The organism is Streptomyces sp. NPDC001914, assembly GCF_042891215.1.
In the GTDB taxonomy this organism is placed as follows: domain Bacteria; phylum Actinomycetota; class Actinomycetes; order Streptomycetales; family Streptomycetaceae; genus Streptomyces.
Window position 1 is genome coordinate 266,269 of sequence record NZ_JBIASW010000009.1, and the last position, 17,760, is coordinate 284,028.

At 73.5% G+C, this 17,760-nt stretch carries 14 protein-coding genes and 1 pseudogene; 3 read left to right on the forward strand and 12 right to left on the reverse strand.

Annotation, left to right across the window (positions count from 1 at the left end; genetic code table 11):
* Nucleotides 1-192 precede the first annotated feature (192 nt).
* The 3 genes from ACFYYF_RS25860 to ACFYYF_RS25870 all read right to left on the reverse strand — a co-directional run bounded on the left by ACFYYF_RS25860 (nt 193) and on the right by ACFYYF_RS25870 (nt 2,848).
* Entirely contained in the window at nt 193-774 is a 582-nt protein-coding gene (locus ACFYYF_RS25860) for a TIGR03086 family metal-binding protein (RefSeq protein WP_388779672.1), read from the reverse strand.
* Complete coding sequence (locus ACFYYF_RS25865) at nt 771-1,013, reverse strand: DUF6158 family protein (RefSeq protein WP_355771041.1); 243 nt, start codon at nt 1,011-1,013, stop codon at nt 771-773. Before ACFYYF_RS25865 ends, ACFYYF_RS25860 begins: the two co-directional genes overlap by 4 nt.
* A 215-nt stretch (nt 1,014-1,228) precedes the next feature.
* Nucleotides 1,229-2,848, reverse strand: coding sequence for an ABC-F family ATP-binding cassette domain-containing protein (locus ACFYYF_RS25870; protein WP_388779675.1), 1,620 nt, complete (start codon nt 2,846-2,848; stop codon nt 1,229-1,231).
* A 126-nt stretch (nt 2,849-2,974) separates the two neighbouring features.
* Here ACFYYF_RS25870 and ACFYYF_RS25875 point away from each other — a divergent pair, with 126 nt between their 5' ends.
* Entirely contained in the window at nt 2,975-4,480 is a 1,506-nt protein-coding gene (locus ACFYYF_RS25875) for a bifunctional phosphatase PAP2/diacylglycerol kinase family protein (RefSeq protein ID WP_388779678.1), read from the forward strand.
* A 417-nt stretch (nt 4,481-4,897) separates the two neighbouring features.
* Entirely contained in the window at nt 4,898-5,725 is an 828-nt protein-coding gene (locus ACFYYF_RS25880) for a class I SAM-dependent methyltransferase (RefSeq protein ID WP_388779680.1), read from the forward strand.
* A gap of 105 nt (nt 5,726-5,830) precedes the next feature.
* Here the strand turns inward: ACFYYF_RS25880 and ACFYYF_RS25885 are convergent, their stop codons facing one another.
* Entirely contained in the window at nt 5,831-6,565 is a 735-nt protein-coding gene (locus ACFYYF_RS25885; protein WP_388779682.1) for a GvpL/GvpF family gas vesicle protein, read from the reverse strand.
* A 245-nt stretch (nt 6,566-6,810) separates the two neighbouring features.
* Nucleotides 6,811-8,658 carry a transketolase gene (locus tag ACFYYF_RS25890; RefSeq protein WP_388779685.1) on the reverse strand — a complete coding sequence of 616 codons (1,848 nt, stop codon included), beginning with the start codon at nt 8,656-8,658 and terminating at the stop codon, nt 6,811-6,813.
* Nucleotides 8,659-8,889: 231 nt separating this feature from the next.
* Between ACFYYF_RS25890 and ACFYYF_RS25895 the strand changes: the two are divergent.
* Nucleotides 8,890-9,009, forward strand: a pseudogene (locus ACFYYF_RS25895) (VOC family protein); the annotation flags it as partial.
* Between the two features lie 96 nt (nt 9,010-9,105).
* Here the strand turns inward: ACFYYF_RS25895 and ACFYYF_RS25900 are convergent.
* The 7 genes from ACFYYF_RS25900 to ACFYYF_RS25930 form a co-directional block, all read right to left on the reverse strand.
* A complete protein-coding gene (locus ACFYYF_RS25900) occupies nt 9,106-11,082 on the reverse strand; it encodes a DUF5107 domain-containing protein (RefSeq protein ID WP_388779688.1) in 1,977 nt (658 codons plus the stop codon).
* A gap of 77 nt (nt 11,083-11,159) precedes the next feature.
* Complete coding sequence (locus tag ACFYYF_RS25905; protein WP_365486606.1) at nt 11,160-11,708, reverse strand: GNAT family protein; 549 nt, start codon at nt 11,706-11,708, stop codon at nt 11,160-11,162.
* 45 nt (nt 11,709-11,753) lie between these two features.
* Nucleotides 11,754-12,680 (reverse strand): LD-carboxypeptidase, encoded by a 927-nt coding sequence (locus ACFYYF_RS25910; protein ID WP_388779960.1) that lies wholly within the window; start codon nt 12,678-12,680, stop codon nt 11,754-11,756.
* 153 nt (nt 12,681-12,833) lie between these two features.
* Nucleotides 12,834-14,807, reverse strand: coding sequence for a prolyl oligopeptidase family serine peptidase (locus tag ACFYYF_RS25915; RefSeq protein WP_388779692.1), 1,974 nt, complete (start codon nt 14,805-14,807; stop codon nt 12,834-12,836).
* 9 nt (nt 14,808-14,816) lie between these two features.
* Nucleotides 14,817-16,121 carry a M20/M25/M40 family metallo-hydrolase gene (locus ACFYYF_RS25920; RefSeq protein WP_388779695.1) on the reverse strand — a complete coding sequence of 435 codons (1,305 nt, stop codon included), beginning with the start codon at nt 16,119-16,121 and terminating at the stop codon, nt 14,817-14,819.
* Nucleotides 16,114-16,947: a M55 family metallopeptidase gene (locus tag ACFYYF_RS25925; RefSeq protein WP_361693769.1), complete on the reverse strand. Its 834-nt coding sequence runs from the start codon at nt 16,945-16,947 to the stop codon at nt 16,114-16,116. The genes ACFYYF_RS25920 and ACFYYF_RS25925 overlap by 8 nt, the downstream gene beginning before the upstream one ends.
* Before the next feature lie 74 nt (nt 16,948-17,021).
* Complete coding sequence (locus tag ACFYYF_RS25930) at nt 17,022-17,747, reverse strand: class I SAM-dependent methyltransferase (protein ID WP_388779698.1); 726 nt, start codon at nt 17,745-17,747, stop codon at nt 17,022-17,024.
* Nucleotides 17,748-17,760 lie beyond the last annotated feature (13 nt).

Here is a 17,760-nt window from a genome sequence, read left to right on the forward strand (position 1 = left end):
ACCCGTACGCCGGACGAGTACACCCATGGCGCGGATAGCCGCTCCCACGGACGTGCCTCCTGTCCGAAGCACTGCAAGTGCGTCTGCCCCGCGCCCTGCGGGGCAAACACTCTTCGATTCTCCCCGACTACACGCCGCGCGTCCTCCCCGGGCCCCCGTTCCGGCTCGCCACCGGCTCCCACCAGCGGAAAGTCAGGGCCGGCGCCCGACCAGGCAGAGCAGTCTCGTCTGGACGTCGGCGCCGGGCGGGGGCTCCTCCGGGGCGGCGAACAGTCCGGTTTTCTCCAGCTCCGCCGCGTGCGGGGTGACCTCACGGACCGCGAACGTGAGGAGGTCGTCGGGGAGTTGTTCGTCGGCGCCGATGGCGCGGGACAGGTCCCAGGTGTGGACCGTCAGATCGGTGACGAGCTGCGCGCAGTAGTCGTCCGCGGACATGTCGCCGAAGGAGAGGTGGACCGTACGGTCGAGGGCCCCCGGCTCGGCGAACACCGCGCGGGAGGCGTCGGCCACGGCCTCCCAGGCGGCGACCGGGTCGGACCCGAGCAGGTCGCCGTCCAGACGGTCGCCGACCGCGTCGACGGTCGCGCCGTCGCGGACCAGCGCGGGCACCCATGCCTGCTCGGCGACGAGATGGCCCACGAGATCGCGCACGCTCCAGGCGGTGCACGGCGTCGGGGCCTGCCACTGGTCGTCGCGGACCGCGTGGACCCGGCGGCCGAAGAGCTCCAGGGCCTCCGTCTGCCGGGCCAGGACCGGATGCGGTTCGGCGGTCATGCCGGCGGCACCCCCGCGGGTCCGCGTTCCCGGGCGCCGTCCCGGGTGCGGGCCGCCGCGACGGGCCGCCGCGGGTGGCGGCGCAGATACTCGCCCTCCAGCTGGGCCATGCGCACGTTGTGGGTGTGCAGCGCGTCGTTCGAGCCGTGCAACAACGTGTCGTGGCGGGTGCGGTGGATGGCTTCCAGCTCTTTCATGAGCTGCTGGTCGTCCAGCCGGCCCGGGTCGACTCCGGTCATGGTGCTACCCCGCTCGTCGTGGCCGTCGGTGCGGTCCGGGCGTCCGCCGCGGGCAGGCACTGCCCCGGGCGGCGACCGGGAGGGAGCCGTGGATCGAGACCCACTCCCTCCACTCTACGAACATCCGGGGTGCCGGGCCTCCCCGGCGCGTACGGGGCACCCGGTGCCCGGCGGCCCTGGCGGGGCCGCCGGCGCGAGACCTGTACGCCCCCGCTCTACCGCTCGCGTTCCACCCGGCGCTCGTCCCACACGGGCTCCTGCGTCTCCCGCACGCGGCCGTCCGAGCCGAAGACCAGGTAGCGGTCGAAGGAGCGGGCGAACCAGCGGTCGTGGGTGACCGACAGCACCGTCCCCTCGTACGCCTCCAGGCCCTCCTGAAGCGCCTCCGCCGACTCCAGGTCGAGGTTGTCGGTCGGCTCGTCCAGCAGCAGGGCCGTCGAGCCCTCCAGCTCCAGGAGCAGGATCTGGAAACGCGCCTGCTGGCCGCCCGACAGCTTCTCGAAGCGCTGCTCGGCCTGGGCGGTCAGCTCGTAGCGGCGCAGCCGGGAACTCGCCGCTCCGCGGTCCTGCGCGTGCTCGGTCCACAGGATGTCCAGGAGCGTGCGGCCCTCCAGTTCCGGGTGGGCGTGGGTCTGCGCGAAGTGGCCGGCGACCACGCGGGCGCCGAGCTTCCACTCTCCGGTGTGCGCGACGTCGCCGCCCGCGAGCAGCCGCAGGAAGTGCGACTTCCCCGAGCCGTTGGAACCGAGGACGGCGACCCGCTCGCCGTAGAAGATCTCCAGGTCGAAGGGCTTCATCAGGCCGGTGAGCTCAAGTCCCTTGCAGGTCACCGCCCGCACGCCGGTCCGCCCGCCGTGCAGCCGCATCTTGATGTCCTGCTCGCGCGGCGGCTCCGGGGGCGGTCCGGCCTCCTCGAACTTGCGCAGCCGCGTCTGCGCCGCCGCGTAGCGGGACGCCATCTCATGGCTGACGGCAGCCGCCTGACGGAGGTTCAGCACCAGCTTCTTGAGCTGGGCGTGCTTCTCGTCCCAGCGCCTGCGCAGTTCCTCGAAGCGCGCGAAACGCTCCCGCCTCGCCTCGTGATAGGTCGCGAAACCTGCGCCGTGCACCCAGGCGTCCGCGCCGGCCGGGCCGGGCTCGACGCTGATGATCTTCTGGGCGGAGCGGGCGAGGAGTTCACGGTCGTGGGAGACGAACAGGACGGTCTTGCGGGTCTCCTTGAGCCGCTCCTCCAGCCAGCGCTTGCCGGGCACGTCCAGGTAGTTGTCCGGCTCGTCCAGGAGCAGCACCTCGTCGGTGCCGCGCAGCAGCGCCTCCAGCACCAGGCGCTTCTGCTCGCCTCCGGACAGGGTCCTGACCTGGCGCCACTGGGCCTTCTCGTAGGGGACCCCGAGAGCGGCCATCGTGCACATGTCCCAGAGGGTCTCGGCCTCGTATCCGCGGACCTCGGCCCAGTCGGAGAGTGCCTGTGCGTAGCGGAGCTGTGCCGCCTCGTCGTCCACGGTCATCATCGCGTGCTCGGCGGCGTCCACGGCCTCGGCGGCCTGACGGATGCGGGGCGGGGCCACGGAGACGAGCAGTTCGCGCACGGTCGTCCCGTCGCGTACGGAGCCCACGAACTGCCGCATGACCCCGAGGCCGCCGCCCACGTTCACGGTCCCGCCGTGGGGTTTGATCTCGCCCGAGATCAGCCGCAGCAGCGTCGTCTTGCCGGCGCCGTTCGGACCCACCAGGGCCACGACGGCGCCCTCCCCCACCCGAAACGACACATCGCCGAGCAGCGCCCTCCCGTCGGGAAGGTAGTACTCAAGATGTGCGGCTTCGAGATGTCCCATGGGCAGGCATTCTCCGGGGAGCGGGGGTGCGGGGCAAACGGGTATGCGAGGACGGGCCCGGAGCGGGGGGCGGGAACCGCCTGATCCGGGGGCGGGAACCGCCTGATCCGGGGTAGACGGAGCCGCATGACCACGACCCCGGATGTCGACCTGACCGCCCTCGTACCGGGCCGCCACGCCCTTCGGGACCGCCTGCTCGCCCTGGACTCCAGGATCTTCGAGGCGGTCGCGGCGCGGCACTGGCCGGGCGGGGACCCCGTACTGCCGCGGCTGAGCCGGGGCGCGAACCACGGTGTGCTGTGGTTCGCCACGGCCGCCGCCGTGGCGGCGAGCCGCACCCCCCGGGCCCGCCGGGCCGCCGCGCGGGGCGTCGCCTCGCTCGCCGTGGCCTCCACCGTCATCAACACCGTCGGCAAGCGCTCGGTGCGCCGCACCCGCCCCGGTCTCGGTCCGGTCCCGGCCGTGCGGCAGCTCAAGCGGCAGCCGTTCACCACGTCGTTCCCGTCGGGGCACGCCGCGTCCGCCGCCGCCTTCGCGGCCGGGGTGGCGCTGGAGTCGCGCGGGTGGGGCGCGGCCGTCGCACCGCTGGCCGCCGCGGTGGCCCTGTCCCGGGTCTACACCGGGGTCCACTTCCCGAGCGACGTCGTGGCCGGTGCGGCCCTCGGCGTCGGGGCCGCGTACGCCGTACGCGCGCTGGTGCCCACCCGGGACCGGCTCACGCCGCCCGGCCGTCCGCGCACCGACGCGCCCGCGCTGGCGGACGGCGAGGGCGAGGGGCTGGTCATGGTGGCCAACTCGGCCTCCGGGACCGTGGAGCGGGTCGGGGCGCTGGCCGGCGCGCTGCCGCGGGCGGAGATCGTGGAGTGCGAACCCCATGACGTGCGGGAGGAACTGGAGAAGGCGGCGGCCCGGGCCCGGGTGCTGGGCGTGTGCGGTGGCGACGGCACCGTGAACACCGCGGCCGAGGTGGCCCTGCGCCACGGGATCCCGCTCGCCGTCCTTCCGGGCGGCACGCTCAACCACTTCGCCCACGACCTCGGCGTGGAGGGCGAACGCGATCTGGTCCGCGCGCTCCAGGAGGGCGAGGCGGTCCAGGTGGACGTGGGCCGGTTCACGTCCGGCGCGAAGAACGGCATCTTCCTCAACACCTGCAGTCTGGGCATCTATCCGGAGCTGGTGCGCGAGCGGGAGAACTGGTCCAAGGTGATCGGCAGTTGGCCCGCGGGGGTGCTGGGCGCCCTGCGGGTGCTGCGCGCCGAGCACCACCCGTTGCGGGCCGAACTCGGCGGCCGCAGCCACCCGTTGTGGCTCCTGTTCGCGGGCAACGGCACCTATCACCGGATGGGCCTGGCGCCCGCCCGCCGCTTCGACCTCGCGGACGGCCGCCTCGACGTGCGGGTCGTGCACGGCGGCCGTCATCCCGCGGTGCGTCTGCTGGCCGCGGCCTTCGCGGGACCGCTGACCCGCTCGCCCGCCCACGCGGCCGTACGGGTCGGCCGCCTGCGTGTCGAGGGCGTCGCGCCCGGCACGCTGCTGGCCTACGACGGCGAAGTCACCGAGGTGAGCGGTGAGGTGACCCTGCGAAAGAGCCGCGAGGCCCTGACCGTGTACCGCCCGCGCCCCGCACACTGACCCCGCCCCCATGGGCGCCCTACCTCTCCCGCCCACGCCCACCAACCACGTTCGCGCCCCACCACCTCCGGCCACGCCCACGTTCGCGCCCCGCCACTCCCGCCCAAGCCCGCCAACCACGTTCGCGCACCACCACCCACATTGGCGCCCCACGACCCCCGCCCGCGCCCCGCACACTGACGCCGCCCACGCACGCCCCGCTCGCGCCCACCGCCCCCGCTCGCGCCCCACGACCCCGCTCGCTCGCCGCCACCCCGGTCAGGCACCCCGTCCGCCCATGCGATCCCGCACGCCGCGATGTTGTCCACATCACGAGATGCCGGTCTCATCATTCGGCATGACCGCGTACGGTGATGGCATCGCCTCGGGGAGTGCGTACTCGCCCGGGCGGCCCGTACGACGAGAAGGGGATCGGTCATGTCGCAGTCGAAGCCGCAGGAGACCGCCGTCTACACCCACGGCCACCACGAGTCGGTGCTGCGCTCGCACACCTGGCGCACGGCCGCCAACTCGGCGGCCTACCTGCTCGGTTCACTGAAGCCCCACATGAGGATCCTGGACATCGGCTGCGGACCGGGCACCATCACCGCCGATCTGGCCGAACGGGTGCCGGACGGCCGGGTCACCGGAGTCGACCACGCCCCCGGCATCCTGGACCAGGCACGCCGGACGGCGGCCGAACGCGGCCTGGCCAACGTCGAGTTCGCCGTCGCCGACGTCCACGCGCTGGACTACCCCGACGACACGTTCTGCGTGGTCCACGCCCACCAGGTGCTCCAGCACGTGGGTGATCCGGTGCAGGCGCTGCGCGAGATGCACCGGGTCACCAGGCCCGGCGGGATCATCGCCGTCCGCGACTCGGACTACTCGGCCATGACCTGGTACCCGGAGGTGCCGGGCATGGACGACTGGCAGGATCTGTACCTGAGGGTGGCCCGCGCCAACGGGGGCGAGCCCGACGCGGGCCGCCGTCTCAAGTCATGGGCACTGGCGGCCGGCATCCGGGACATCACGGCCACGTCGGGCACCTGGACCTTCGCCACCGAGGACGAGCGGGAATGGTGGAGCGGACTGTGGGCCGACCGCACGCTGGCCTCGGCGTACGCGGAGCGGGCGACCGAAGGCGGCCACGCGACCGAGGCGGAACTGCGGGCCGTGTCGGACGCCTGGCGGCGGTGGGGACGACAGGAGGACGGCTGGTTCTCCGTACTGCACGGAGAGATCCTCTGCCGGAAAGCGGCGTGACGTCGCCCCGGGAAGTCGGGGTAGTCCGGGTAGTCCGGGGAGAAGCGGCGGGGCGCGGCCCGGTGTCCGGGGCGGTCCCGGCCCCCGGACCGCGCCCCGCGCCGCTCAGCCCGTACAGCCACAGCTGGTGAGGCCGGTGAAACCGGTGACGCCCGCGAACCCGGTCAGGCCGGTGGAGCCGGTGAAGGAGTACGCCGCCCACGGTCCCGTCAGCTCCACGCGCGTCCCCGGCTCCTCGCCCACGCCGTTCACCCGCTCCACGAACGCCCCCGAGTCCGCGCGCGGCACCAGATAGGCCGCGTCGAGGATTCTGCGACCCCCTGCTCCGGGACACGCCTCGTGGGACGTGGCCGGGTCGCCCGGGGTCAGCACCCGGCTCTCCTCGGCGCCCCCGGAAAGGGTCTCGTGCAACCGGCGGGTGAACGCGTCCGCCTGCTCCCGGGCGCTCTCGGCGTACACCCGCACGTCCCACTCCACGCGTCCGTCGAGCCGGTCCAGCGTCCGCAGGAAGTCCTCCCTGCGTTCGTCGATCATCACGCGTACGCCGCTGTCGTCCCGCAGGACGGTGGCGAGCCGGAGCGGCAGCGGGCTGGTGACGACGGTGAGGGCGTCGATGACGCCCTGGTGGGCGCGGGCCGTCGCCTCCAGCCAGTGGACGTCCTCCAGCCGGCGGCGCAGCGGCTCGGCGTCGAAGTCCCGCTCCGGGACCGAGCCGACCACGGCGACCAGGTCGTCGTGGCGCAGCAATCTGGGCGGCACCCCGGCGACCCCGGTCAGCTCGGCCGACAGCGCCGCCGGGAAGGGGCGGCAGATCGCGTAGACGTAGCGCAGAGCGCTCATGAATCTCCTCCCGCGCTTCCACTCGCACCCCCCGCGGCGTACTGACCATGGTGCCCTCCGGACTCCCGCCGGCGCACCACGACGCCCCACCCGCGTCCGGCCGCCATACCCCGGCGACCCGCCCGCGTCCGGCCGCCATCCGACGACGACCCGTCCGCACCACGCGGACCTCCGCACCACGAAAACCCGGCCCCACCCCGACCAGGCCCACCATGACGAACCACCCGCGCCCGTCCCGGGGCCGGTCAGCGGACCACGGCCGTCTCCACCAGGAGACGGCCCGCTGCCGCGATCGACTCGGCGTCGATGCCCGCGGCGTGAAGCTGCTCGCGCGGGCTCGCGGAGCCCGGCATCGTCCGGACGGCGAGGCGCACCAGCCGGGGCACGGGACGGCCGTCGGTGAAGGCGTCGAGCACCGCGTCCCCGAGGCCGCCCTCCTCCCGGTGGTCCTCGACCGTGACCAGGCAGCCGGTCTCCTCGGCGGCCTCGCGCAGGGTCGCGCGGTCCACCGGCTTCACCGAGTAGAGGTCGATCACCCGGGCCTGGATGCCCTCGCGGTCGAGCGCTTCCGCGGCGGCCAGCGCCTCGTGGACGGTGACACCCGCGGCCACGAGCGTGAGCCGGTCGTCGGCGGACGCGCGGAGCACCTTGCTGCCGCCGACCGGGAACTCCTCGGTGGCGCTGTAGATGACGGGGCTGTCCCCGCGTGAGGTGCGCAGATAGCGGATGCCCTCCAGGCCCGCCATCGTGGCGACGAGCCTGCCCGTCTGGTTGGCGTCGCACGGGTACAGCACGGTCGAGCCGTACACGGCCCGGAACATGGCCAGGTCCTCCAGGCCCATCTGCGAGGGCCCGTCCTGGCCGATGGCGACGCCCGCGTGGGAACCGACGAGGTTGATCCCGGCACCGCTGACGGCGGCCATGCGGACGAAGTCGTGGGCACGGGTGAGGAAGGCCGCGAACGTCGAGGCGTACGGCACCCAGCCGCGCGTGGCCATGCCGACGGCGGTGGCGACGAGCTGCTGCTCGGCGATGTAGCACTCGAAGTAGCGCTCGGGATGTTCCTTGGCGAAGAACTCGGCACGGGTCGAGTCGCCGACCTCGCCGTCGAGCGCGACGACGTCGTCGCGGGCGTCGCCGAGCGCGGCGAGCGCCTTTCCGAAGGCGTCACGGGTGGCGACCTCGCCACCGGTCTCGTAGCGCGGCAGGTCGAGGTGCCCCGACCGTACGGCGTGCAGCATCCTGGCGGCGGGCGGCTGCCGGACCGCGACCCGCTGGTCGTGCACCCCGCCCAGTTCGGCGATCGCCGCGGCGGCGTCCGGCAGCGGTTTGCCGTGCATTCCCTCGCGGTCCTGGACCGACGCCACGCCCTTGCCCTTGAGGGTGCGGGCGAGGATCACGGTGGGCCGTCCGCTGACGGAGTCGGCCTCCGTGAAGGCCCGGTCGATCGCGTCCACGTCGTGTCCGTCGATCTCGACGGTGTGCCAGCCGAAGGCCGCGAACCGGCGCGCGTACGCGTCGAGGTCGTGGCCGTGCCGGGTCGGCCCGCGCTGGCCGAGGCGGTTGACGTCGACGATCGCGGTGAGGTTGTCGAGGTGCTCGTACCCCGCGTGCTCGGCGGCCTCCCACACGGAGCCCTCGGCGAGTTCGCTGTCGCCGCACAGGACCCGGACGCGGTATCCGGTGCGGTCGAGCCGCTTTCCGGCGAGCGCGATGCCGACCGCGACGGGCAGCCCCTGGCCGAGTGATCCGGTGGCGGTCTCCACCCACGGCAGCCGCCTGGGCGTGGGATGCCCTTCGAGCCGGCTGCCCGCCTTGCGGAAGGTGAGCAGCTCGGCCTCGTTCAGCGCGCCGGCCGCCTTGTACGCGGAGTACAGGAGCGGTGAGGCGTGCCCCTTCGAGAGGACGAAGCGGTCGTTGCCGGGATGCCGGGGGCGTTCGAAGTCGTAGCGCGTGTGGTTGGCCAGCAGGACCGCCATGAGGTCGGCGGCGGACATGGACGACGTCGGGTGTCCCGAGCCCGCCGCGTCGGCGGCCCGGACGCTGTCGACGCGCAGTTGCCGGGCCAGGTCGATGAGCCCGCGTGTGTTCATGATGCTCCTTCCCTGGGTCCGGCGGTCTCCGGACAGCCCGGTGCCCCGGCCTCACCCTCGCCGGCGCGGGTGAGGCCGGTCTCCGTCCGCCGTACGGACTTCCCGCGTCCCCCCGACCCGGGAGCCCAAACACGGGCACGCCCGGCGTTTCACGGCCCCGGTGCCCGAAGCACTTCCTCACCGCGCCCGCTGCGGCCACACCTCGGGGTCGCCGCGCGGACCGAGGTGGGGGTCCTCACCGGCCTCGGCGCCCATGTCGTCGCGGGCCCGGTGGAGACACCCGCGGGCCGCAACCTCATCGCCGTCCATCCCGACGGGTCCGTGTACGAGTACGCGGACCGCCGCGGCTGAGTCGTACCCGCCGCCGGACGCGAAGCGCCTCGGGCGCTCCACCCGTCGGTGGAGCGCCCGAGGCCGTGATTACGGAGAACCCAGGGGGCGGACGCCTCAGGGCGTGGACGGCGGCCGCATGCGGAAGTCGTAGCGGGCCGGCAGCGGCTCGTCGGTGATCCGGGACCACAGCCGGTCGATGGTCTCCGCTCCCTCCCGCAGGTCGGCGACCTCGAAGCCCGCGTCGAAGACCGCCCGGGCGTCCTCGCGGCGGCCCTCGGCGAGCAGCAGTCCGGCCTCGACGAGGCGGAACCTGCCGCGGTCCCGCGTTCCGGGGTGCAGCCGCTCCCACACGCCGCGCGCCTGCGCCGGACGGCGCGCCTTCAGCAGCGCCTCGATGGCCTCACGGCCGAGCGCGGCGGTCGCCGCGGTCCACCGTTCCCCGTCGTCGCGCCGCTCCCGGCACAGGTCGTCGAAGGCGTCGGCGTACCGGTCGGCGGCCCGCTCGTCGTTGCCCGCCTCCTGGTCGGCGACGGCGAGGCAACGCAGCAACGGCCACAGCGACGGCGCGAGTTCGAGGGCCCGCTCCCAGCTCCGCACGGCCTGGGCCACGTCTCCCGCATGCCACTGGGCGACGCCGAGGTGGTATTCGGCGGCCGGGGTGGCGGGGGCCGTCTCCAGCATGTCGCGCCAGTGCGGGGCCACCAGGGTCTCGCCGGGCGGCCCGACCCGCCGCAGCTCGGGGAACGCGCCGGAGCTCAGCAGTTCCCGCCACGGCTCCTGGTCCTCGCCGAGCGTGCTCTCCTCGAACGGGGTCCCGGGCAGCTTGTGGGCGGCGCGCAGCACCTCCAGCGCGCCCCAGCCGGAGCCGACGGCGAGCACCTCGCCGGGCGCGGTGTCGGCGTGCGGCAGCCACGCGGCGTACGCGGCGTCGACCGCCTCCCGGGAGAGGGCGCTCTCCAGACGGTCCTCGACCTCGGCCCGCGCGGCCTCCCAGTCCGCCCCGAGCGCCGCCTGCGTGCCGACGGACAGCGGCCCGTACGCCTCCAGCCAGGAGACGTCGCTCTCGGCCTCGAGCCGTACGTGTTCGAGCTGGGTTCGGGCGAGTCCGGCCTGGATCTCGCAGTACCCGCCGGTCCCCGGCTCGGTGAGCCATTCCTGCCAGCGTCTGCCGCCGGGCCCCGAACCCCAGACGAAGAGCTTGCGCCCGCGCAGGACGTCGGTGGACGTCTGGACCAGGCCCTCGCCCGAGTCGTCGACCGCGGTGATCCAGCGGCGCCGCCCGTCGGGCACCTCGTAGAAGTAGTCGGCGGGGAAGGTGCTGTTGAGCGGGTACGTCCTGTCCGTCCCGTCGTACGCCGGCACGGGCACCCGGCGCAGCCGCCGCTCGTAGCCGAAGTGCCAGGCCTCCTCGGCCGGGGCCAGCACCCTGCGCTCCTCGGGGACCGCGATGTTGGACCACCAGTACAGCGGGGCGGGCCTCTCGTGCGGGTTGCGGACGCGGACGCCGACGTACAGGAAGTCGGAGCCGTCCGGCAGCCACAGATCGACCTGGAAGGGGAGGTCGCGCAGGCGTTCCCACTCCCACAGGCGCAGCATCTCGCCGCCGTCCGGGGCGGGGACACGGGCCGCGTGGACGGGTGAGCACGACAGGGTGGTGTGCCCGGTGGCTCCGATGTTCCACTCGATGCCGCCGGAGAACCAGGCACCGTTGAGCGCGAAGCAGGCCGGCTGGAGCACCGGGTTGGTGTAGAGCAGTTCCGTCTCGGTGGGCTTGTGGAAGAGCGAGACGACACGGCCCCCGTAGCCGGGCAGCACGGTGGCGCGCAGCCGGTCGTTCTCGATCACTATGGTGTCGAGTTCGCGCGGTGTCCGTTCTCGCTCGTACCCGTCGCGTATGCGCTCGGGCAGCACGCTGCGCAGCGGCTCGTACCCGATCTGCCGGGCCATGTCGCCCGGCAGGCCGACGCGGTCGCGGTCGTCGATCTGGTGCATCTCGTCGAGGGTCCGCAGGGGCGGCAGCGGGTTGCTCGGGCCCAGTTGTGCCGCGGGAAGGGCCAGTACGTCACGTCGGATCGTCGTCACGACGACCATGGAACATGGTCATCGGCCTGCTGACCAGGGTGTCCGCTCATCGGAATCCGGTCAGGAGCGCGCAAAGGCGCGGCCGGTCAGCCGGGTTCGACCATCTCCGCGGTGATCGCCCACCGCTCGTGGTCCCGCCAGGCGCCGTCGATGTGGATGAACGCGGGCGAGAAACCTTCGAGCCGGAAGCCGCAGGTGCGGGCCAGCGCGATCGACGCCGTGTTGCCCGGCTGCGCGTTGATCTCCAGCCGGTGCAGGCCCATCTTCCCGAAGGCGTACCGCACGACGAGGTCCAGTGCCTCGGTCATCAGCCCCCGCCCGGCCGCGTGCGCGAAGGCGCCGTAGCCGAGGGCACCGCACAGGAAGCCGCCCCGGACGATGTTGTTGATGTTGATGAAGCCGGCGATGCCCCCGCCGTCCCGCTCGCAGACGAGGAACCCGGCCTTGGTCGGATCCTCGATGAGGCGCCCCGCGTAGGCGGCGTAGGCGTCGGTGTCACCGGGCGGGAAGAGCCAGGGGTGGTGCAGACTCCTGCTCTCCCTGGCCCGTGCGGTGAACTCCGCGCCGTCCGCGACGGTGAAGGGACGGATGCCCACACGGGGGCCCTCGGCGAGAAAACCGGCGGTCTCAGGCATCCGGTCACCCTACGCGATCACCGGCGTGGGGCCGGCTCCGCGGGGTCAGCGCAGCGCGGGCTCGTCCAGCGTCAGCGTCCCCGCGTCCGCGTCGAGTTCGGCGCGCAGTCCGAACGGCATCGTCAGCGCCCCCTCCGCGTGGCCGAACCCGAAGTGTTCGACGACCGGGACACCGAGCGGGGCGAGCCGGTCGGCGAACACCGCGCGGAGCCCGTCGTACGGGCCGCAGTCCTGCCAGGAGCCGAGCGCCACCCCGGCCACTCCGTCGAGCCAGCCGCCGCGCAGCAGTTGCGTCAGGATCCGGTCCAGCCGGTACGCCTCCTCCCCGACGTCCTCGATCAGGAGCAGACCGCCGTGGGCCCCGGCCCGGGCGTACGGGGTGCCGAGCTCGGCGGCCAGCAGGCTGGCGCAGCCGCCGAGCGTGACACCGCGGGCCTTCCCGGGCACGAGGGGCACGGCTTCGGCGGAGGCGATGGTCCGCACCGACTCGGGTTCGAAGAGGGTGGCCCGCAGATGCTCCTGCGACCGCTCGTTCTTCAGGAAGCCGAGGGCCGACACCATCGGGCCGTGCAGGGTCGCGAGCCCCACCCGCGTGGCGAACGCCTCGTGCAGTGCGGTGATGTCGCTGAAGCCGACGAAGACCTTGGGGCCCGCGGCCCGGATGGCGTCCCAGTCGAGAAGGCCGACCATGCGCTGGACGCCGTAGCCGCCGCGGGCGCACAGCACCGCGTCCACGTCCGGGTCGCACCAGGCCGCCTGGAAGTCGGCGGCCCGGTCCGCGTCCGTCCCCGCCAGGTAGGCGAACTCGCCGTGCCGGTCCAGGACGTGGGGTGCCACGACCGGGTCGAGGTCCCAGCCGCGCAGGATGTCGAGTCCGGCTTCGAGCCGTTCCTCGCGGACGGGCCCGCTGGGTGCGACGACTGCCACCCTGGCCCCGGCGGCGAGCCGTGCGGGCCTGGTCAGTGCGGCGATCGGTGCGGTCGTTCGGGTCACTCGTGGTGCTCCAGGTGCTGGTGATTCAGGTGCGGGCGGTTCAGGTGCGGGCGGTTCAGGTCCCGGTGATTCCGGTGCCGATGGTTCAGGTCCCGGTGATTCCGGTGCCGATCGTTCCCGTGCCGGTGGTTCTCATTTGGACAGCTCCAGGGTGGGGATGCCGGGCGGGTTCAGTCCGAGGACCTGGGCGTACAGGGAGAGTTCGGACTCCAGGGCGCGCACCATCGTCTCGGCGCGACGGAACCCGTGCCCTTCCCCCTCGAAGGCGATGTAGGCGTGCGGGACCCGGCGGCCCTGCTCCGCGACCCTGGCCAGGAACCGCTCGCACTGGACGGGCGGGCAGACGGCGTCCTCCAGTCCCTGGAGCAGCAGGAACGGCGCGGTGATCCGGTCGGCGTGCGTGGACGGCGACCGCTCGGTGTACCGGGCCGGCACCTCGGCGATCGGACCGACGAGCGATTCCAGGTACTGCGACTCGAAGTCGTGGGTCTCGCCCGTGGCCCATTCCGTCAGGTCGATCACGGGGTAGATGATCGTGCCGCAGGCGTAGACGTCGGTGGTGGCCAGCGAGGCGGCCGTGGTCCAGCCTCCCGCGCTGCCGCCGCGGACGGCGAGCCGGTCGCGGTCCGCGGTGCCCTCCTCGGCGAGCGCGAGCGCGACGGCCGCGCAGTCCTCGACGTCGACGACTCCCCACTGCTCCCGCAGCAGGTTGCGGTACTCCCGTCCGTGTCCGGTCGATCCGCCGTAGTTGACCTCGGCCACCCCGATGCCCCGGGAGGTGAAGTAGGCGATCTCCAGGTCGAGCACGAGGGACGACCTGCTGGTGGGGCCGCCGTGGACCCATATGACGTACGGCGGGAGTTCGTCGGCGGGGCCGACGTGGCCGGGGTGGTGCGGCGGGTAGATGTGCGCGTGGACCTCGCGTCCGGCGGGGCCGGCGAAGTTGCGGATCTGGGGTTCCGGGTAGTACGCGGGGTCGACCGGATCGTCGTGCGCGGCGCCGATCACCCGGGCCCGCCCGGTGCGGGCGTCCAGTTCGACGACCTCGTGGGCGCTGCGGGGGCTGGCGCCGACGGCGACGACCCGGCTGCCGTGCACGGCGAGCGTCGACGCGAACTCGGTCCAGGGCCCGGCGGTGTCGACGACCTCTCCCGTCTCGGGGTCCAGGATCCCGAGCGAGGTTGCGCCCCGTCCGTGCACGACGGCGACCAGGCCGCTGTCCAGCGGCGCGAACCACCTGAGACCGACCTTCCAGAGGGGGCCGCCGAACTCCTCCTCGCGGGGGCAGAGGGCGATCGCCTCGCCGTCCGGGCCGAGGCGGTGGAGATTCCACCAGCCGCTGCGGTCGCTCACGTACAGGAGCGTGCCGTCGGCCGCCCAGTCCGCCTGGACGACGGACTCCTCCGGGCCCCCCGCGACGGACCGCGCGGCGGCCGGTGTGCCGTCCTCGGTGAGGTCCGCGAGGATCACCTCGGTGCCGTCCCACGGCATCCGCGGGTGGTCCCAGGCGAGCCAGACCGCCTGCCGGTGGTCGGGCGAGAGCCGGGGTCCGGTGACGAACCGGTGCCGCCCGTCGGACAGTTCGCGCACGGCGTCCCGGTCCCGCGCCGCCGAACCGTCCAGCGGGACCGCGACGACGGCACGGCGCACATCGGTGGGTCCCTCGCCGGTGAACTCCTCCATGACACACCAGACCTCGCCGCGCTCCGGCCGCACCTGCGGGTCCACCCAGCGCAGTCCGCCCCCCACGGATGAGAGCGGGGTCAGCGGGCGCGGTTCGCCGCCGGGTTCGAAGCGGTAGAGACGCTGGTCGGCGAAGTCGACGAAGACGATCAGCGGCCCCTCGGGACGCATGACGCCCGCCCAGGGGCTGCCGCCGTACTCGATGACACGGCTGCGTACGTTCCAGGGGGCCGGGAGAACCGGCTCCTCGGTGCCGTCCTCCCTGCGCCGCACCAGTGTGCGCCGTCCGCCCTCGGTGGGCCGGGGCTCGGTCCACCAGGCCTCGTCGCCGACGAAACCGACGAACTCGGGATGGCCGTCGTGCGCGGCGGCGAGCCTCGCGTCGATCGGCGAGGGCCATGCGCCGTATGCCGTGGTCCGCATCTCGTCCCCCTAGGCCGTGCGCAGAAAGCGGTCGAGAACGCGGACACCGAAATGGAGCGCCTCGACCGGGACGCGCTCGTCGACTCCGTGGAACATGGCCTGGTAGTCGAAGCCCTCCGGGAGCTTGAGCGGCGCGAAGCCGTAGCCGGTGATGCCGAGGCGCGAGAACTGCTTGGCGTCGGTGCCACCCGACATGCAGTACGGGACGACATGGCCCTCGGGCGCGAACTCCTCGACGGCCGCGCGCATCCGCGCGTACGTCGGCGAGTCCAGCGGCGCCTCGAGCGCCACCTCGTGGTGGTAAAACTCCCATTCCACGTCCGGCCCGGTGAGCCGGTCCATGGTGGTGCGGAACTCGTCCTCGCCGCCGGGCAGATAGCGGCCGTCCACGTGGGCGACGGCCTCCCCCGGGATCACGTTGATCTTGTAACCGGCGCTCAGCATCGTCGGGTTGGCGCTGTTGCGGACGGTCGCCTCGACGAGCGCGGCGGCCGGGCCGAGCTTGCCCAGGAGGGTGTCCACGTCGTCCAGGCCGTCGTCCACGCCGTACAGGGCCGCGAGTTCGGTCAGGGCGGCCCGCACGGTCGGGGTGATGCGCAGCGGCCACTCGTGGGCGCCGATGCGGGTGACCGCCGCGGCGAGGCGGGTCACCGCGTTGCTCCGGTTCACCTTGGAGCCGTGCCCCGCCCGTCCCCGCGCGGTGAGTTTGATCCAGCCGGTGCCGCGCTCCCCCGCGGCGATCGGATAGAGCTGCCGTCCGCCGCCGTCGTGGAAGGTGAAGGCCCCCGATTCGCTGATGCCCTCGGTGCAGCCCTCGAAGAGCGCGGCGTGCTTGTCGGCCAGAAAGCCCGAGCCGTCCTCGGCGCTCGCCTCCTCGTCCGCGGTGAAGGCGACGACCAGGTCACGGCGGGGCCGTACCCCTTCGCGCGCCCAGGACCGGACGACGGAGAGGATCATCGCGTCCATGTTCTTCATGTCGACCGCGCCGCGTCCCCACACGACGCCGTCACGGACCTCCCCGGAGAACGGGTGGACGCTCCAGTCCTCGGCCTGGGCGGGCACCACGTCCAGATGACCGTGCACGAGCAGCGCGTCGGCGGACGGGGCGGTGCCCTCCAGCCGGGCCACGACGTTCGTACGCCCCTCGGTGCGCTCCAGGAGTGCGGGCTCCAGGCCCGCTTCGGCCAGCCGCTCGGCGGCGTACTCGGCGGCCGGGCGTTCCCGGCAGTCCCCGCCGCCGCGGTTGGTGGTGTCGATCCGGATGAGGTCGGAGGTGAACCGGACGACCTCGTCGAGTGCCCGTTCGTCAGCCATACTGCTCCTCCACCGCGGCCGAGACGATCGTGGTGACCGCCTTGAAGGTCCGAATCCCCTCGTACATCGTGTCGCTCGTGTACACGACCTTCCGCTCACCGGCGCGGCCGACGCCCGGGACCACGGTGGCGGCCATGGCCAGGTGCTCCGCGTCGAACTCCAGGGCGATGGTGAACGGCCCGCCGGCGACCGGCTCGTGGCGCACCGCCAGCGCGGCCGCCTCCTTGGCCGCGGCCCGGATGTCCGCGGCGGTCCTGGCCGGTGTGCGGCACACGGCCGCGTACCGCGAGACGTGGTCCTTCACGGCGACCTTCAGCGCCTCGGGCGCATACCCCAGGGCGTCCTCGCAGGCCACGTCGTCACCGGTGACCAGGACGACCGGCACGCCGTACTCCGCGACGACGCGCGCGTTGAGCAGCCCCTCGCTGGCCCGTACGTCGTCGATCCACACCCCCGTGATGGAGTTCGCCAGGTAGGTGTGGGCGAGGACGCCCTCCATGCCCGCGCCCGCGTGGTAGCCGACGAACGCGATGCCGTCCACGTCCCCGTGCTGCACGCCCTCGACCATGGACAGCGCCTTGTGCCGCCCGGTGAGCATCTCCGCTCTCTCGTCGAGCCGCTCCAGCAGCAGGTTCCGCATGGTCCAGTGGGCTTCGTTGATCAGCACCTCGTCGGCGCCGCCGTCGAAGAAGCCGAGCACCGCGGCGTTCACGTCCGAGGTGAACAGCGCTCGGCAGCGCTCCCACTGCGGAGTCCCCGGCAACACGTCGGCCGGCCAGGTCACACCCGTGGCGCCTTCCATGTCGGCGCTGATGAGGATCTTCATGCCGAAACCGTACGCGCTTCGGCCCGGACCCGGCAGAGCCTGTGGACAACTCCTGCCGGTCCAGGCCACCGGTCTCACCCGGGACGTCCGGCCACCAGCCACCTCGACGGAAGTTCGATGGGGGTGCCCTCGGCCGTGCGCTCGGTCGTGAACAGCGGGAGTTCACCGCTCGCGAGGACCGTGAGGCCGGCCCGCCGCAGATGCTCGGGGACCGCGGCGTCCTCGACCTCGCCCGGGGCGATGCCGTGCCGGAACACCGGGGCCAGCTTGGCCGGAGGGCCGTCCGGGCCCTGGGCGAGGCCGCGCAGGACCGGACCTGCGGCCTCGGCGAGCTCGACCAGGAAGACCCGGCCCCGTTCGCCCGCGAGGGTGGCCAGACCGTCCGCCAGCGGCTGCCGGTCGTCCGGTTCGGACTGGTGGAGCACGCCCCGCATGTAGATGTTGGCGTCGCCGAGTTCCGCGTGCAGCGCCTCGGTCTCGGTCTTGTCCGCCGCGTCGAGCAGCCGGTACCCCGCCCGGCCCGACGGGTCCGCGGTGCGGGCGTGGTCGAGCGCCGCGGGCGCGAGGTCGGCGCCGAGGACCCTCGGGAACCGGTCGGCCAGGAAGCGGGTCTGGGTGCCGTTGCCGCAGCCGAGGTCCACCAGAGGCAGCTCGGGCGTCGTCAGGTGCGGTTCGAAGTGGGCGAGGTGGACCGCGGCCGTGAGCGCCGGTTCGGCGTCCCACAGGACCCCGCCCTGTCCGCCGGGGGCCTCGCGCCAGAAGCCCTCCCAGGCTCCCCTGTACCGACTGCTCACGCTCATGCCCGCTCCCGGG

Bases quoted from the DNA above. Each gene is read 5' to 3' on its own strand.
- ACFYYF_RS25860 (WP_388779672.1), bottom strand. From the start codon at position 774: ATGACCGCCGAACCGCATCCGGTCCTGGCCCGGCAGACGGAGGCCCTG.
- ACFYYF_RS25865 (WP_355771041.1), bottom strand. From the start codon at position 1,013: ATGACCGGAGTCGACCCGGGCCGGCTGGACGACCAGCAGCTCATGAAA.
- ACFYYF_RS25870 (WP_388779675.1), bottom strand. From the start codon at position 2,848: ATGGGACATCTCGAAGCCGCACATCTTGAGTACTACCTTCCCGACGGG.
- ACFYYF_RS25875 (WP_388779678.1), top strand. From the start codon at position 2,975: ATGACCACGACCCCGGATGTCGACCTGACCGCCCTCGTACCGGGCCGC.
- ACFYYF_RS25880 (WP_388779680.1), top strand. From the start codon at position 4,898: ATGTCGCAGTCGAAGCCGCAGGAGACCGCCGTCTACACCCACGGCCAC.
- ACFYYF_RS25885 (WP_388779682.1), bottom strand. From the start codon at position 6,565: ATGAGCGCTCTGCGCTACGTCTACGCGATCTGCCGCCCCTTCCCGGCG.
- ACFYYF_RS25890 (WP_388779685.1), bottom strand. From the start codon at position 8,658: ATGAACACACGCGGGCTCATCGACCTGGCCCGGCAACTGCGCGTCGAC.
- ACFYYF_RS25900 (WP_388779688.1), bottom strand. From the start codon at position 11,082: ATGGTCGTCGTGACGACGATCCGACGTGACGTACTGGCCCTTCCCGCG.
- ACFYYF_RS25905 (WP_365486606.1), bottom strand. From the start codon at position 11,708: ATGCCTGAGACCGCCGGTTTTCTCGCCGAGGGCCCCCGTGTGGGCATC.
- ACFYYF_RS25915 (WP_388779692.1), bottom strand. From the start codon at position 14,807: ATGCGGACCACGGCATACGGCGCATGGCCCTCGCCGATCGACGCGAGG.
- ACFYYF_RS25920 (WP_388779695.1), bottom strand. From the start codon at position 16,121: ATGGCTGACGAACGGGCACTCGACGAGGTCGTCCGGTTCACCTCCGAC.
- ACFYYF_RS25925 (WP_361693769.1), bottom strand. From the start codon at position 16,947: ATGAAGATCCTCATCAGCGCCGACATGGAAGGCGCCACGGGTGTGACC.
- ACFYYF_RS25930 (WP_388779698.1), bottom strand. From the start codon at position 17,747: ATGAGCGTGAGCAGTCGGTACAGGGGAGCCTGGGAGGGCTTCTGGCGC.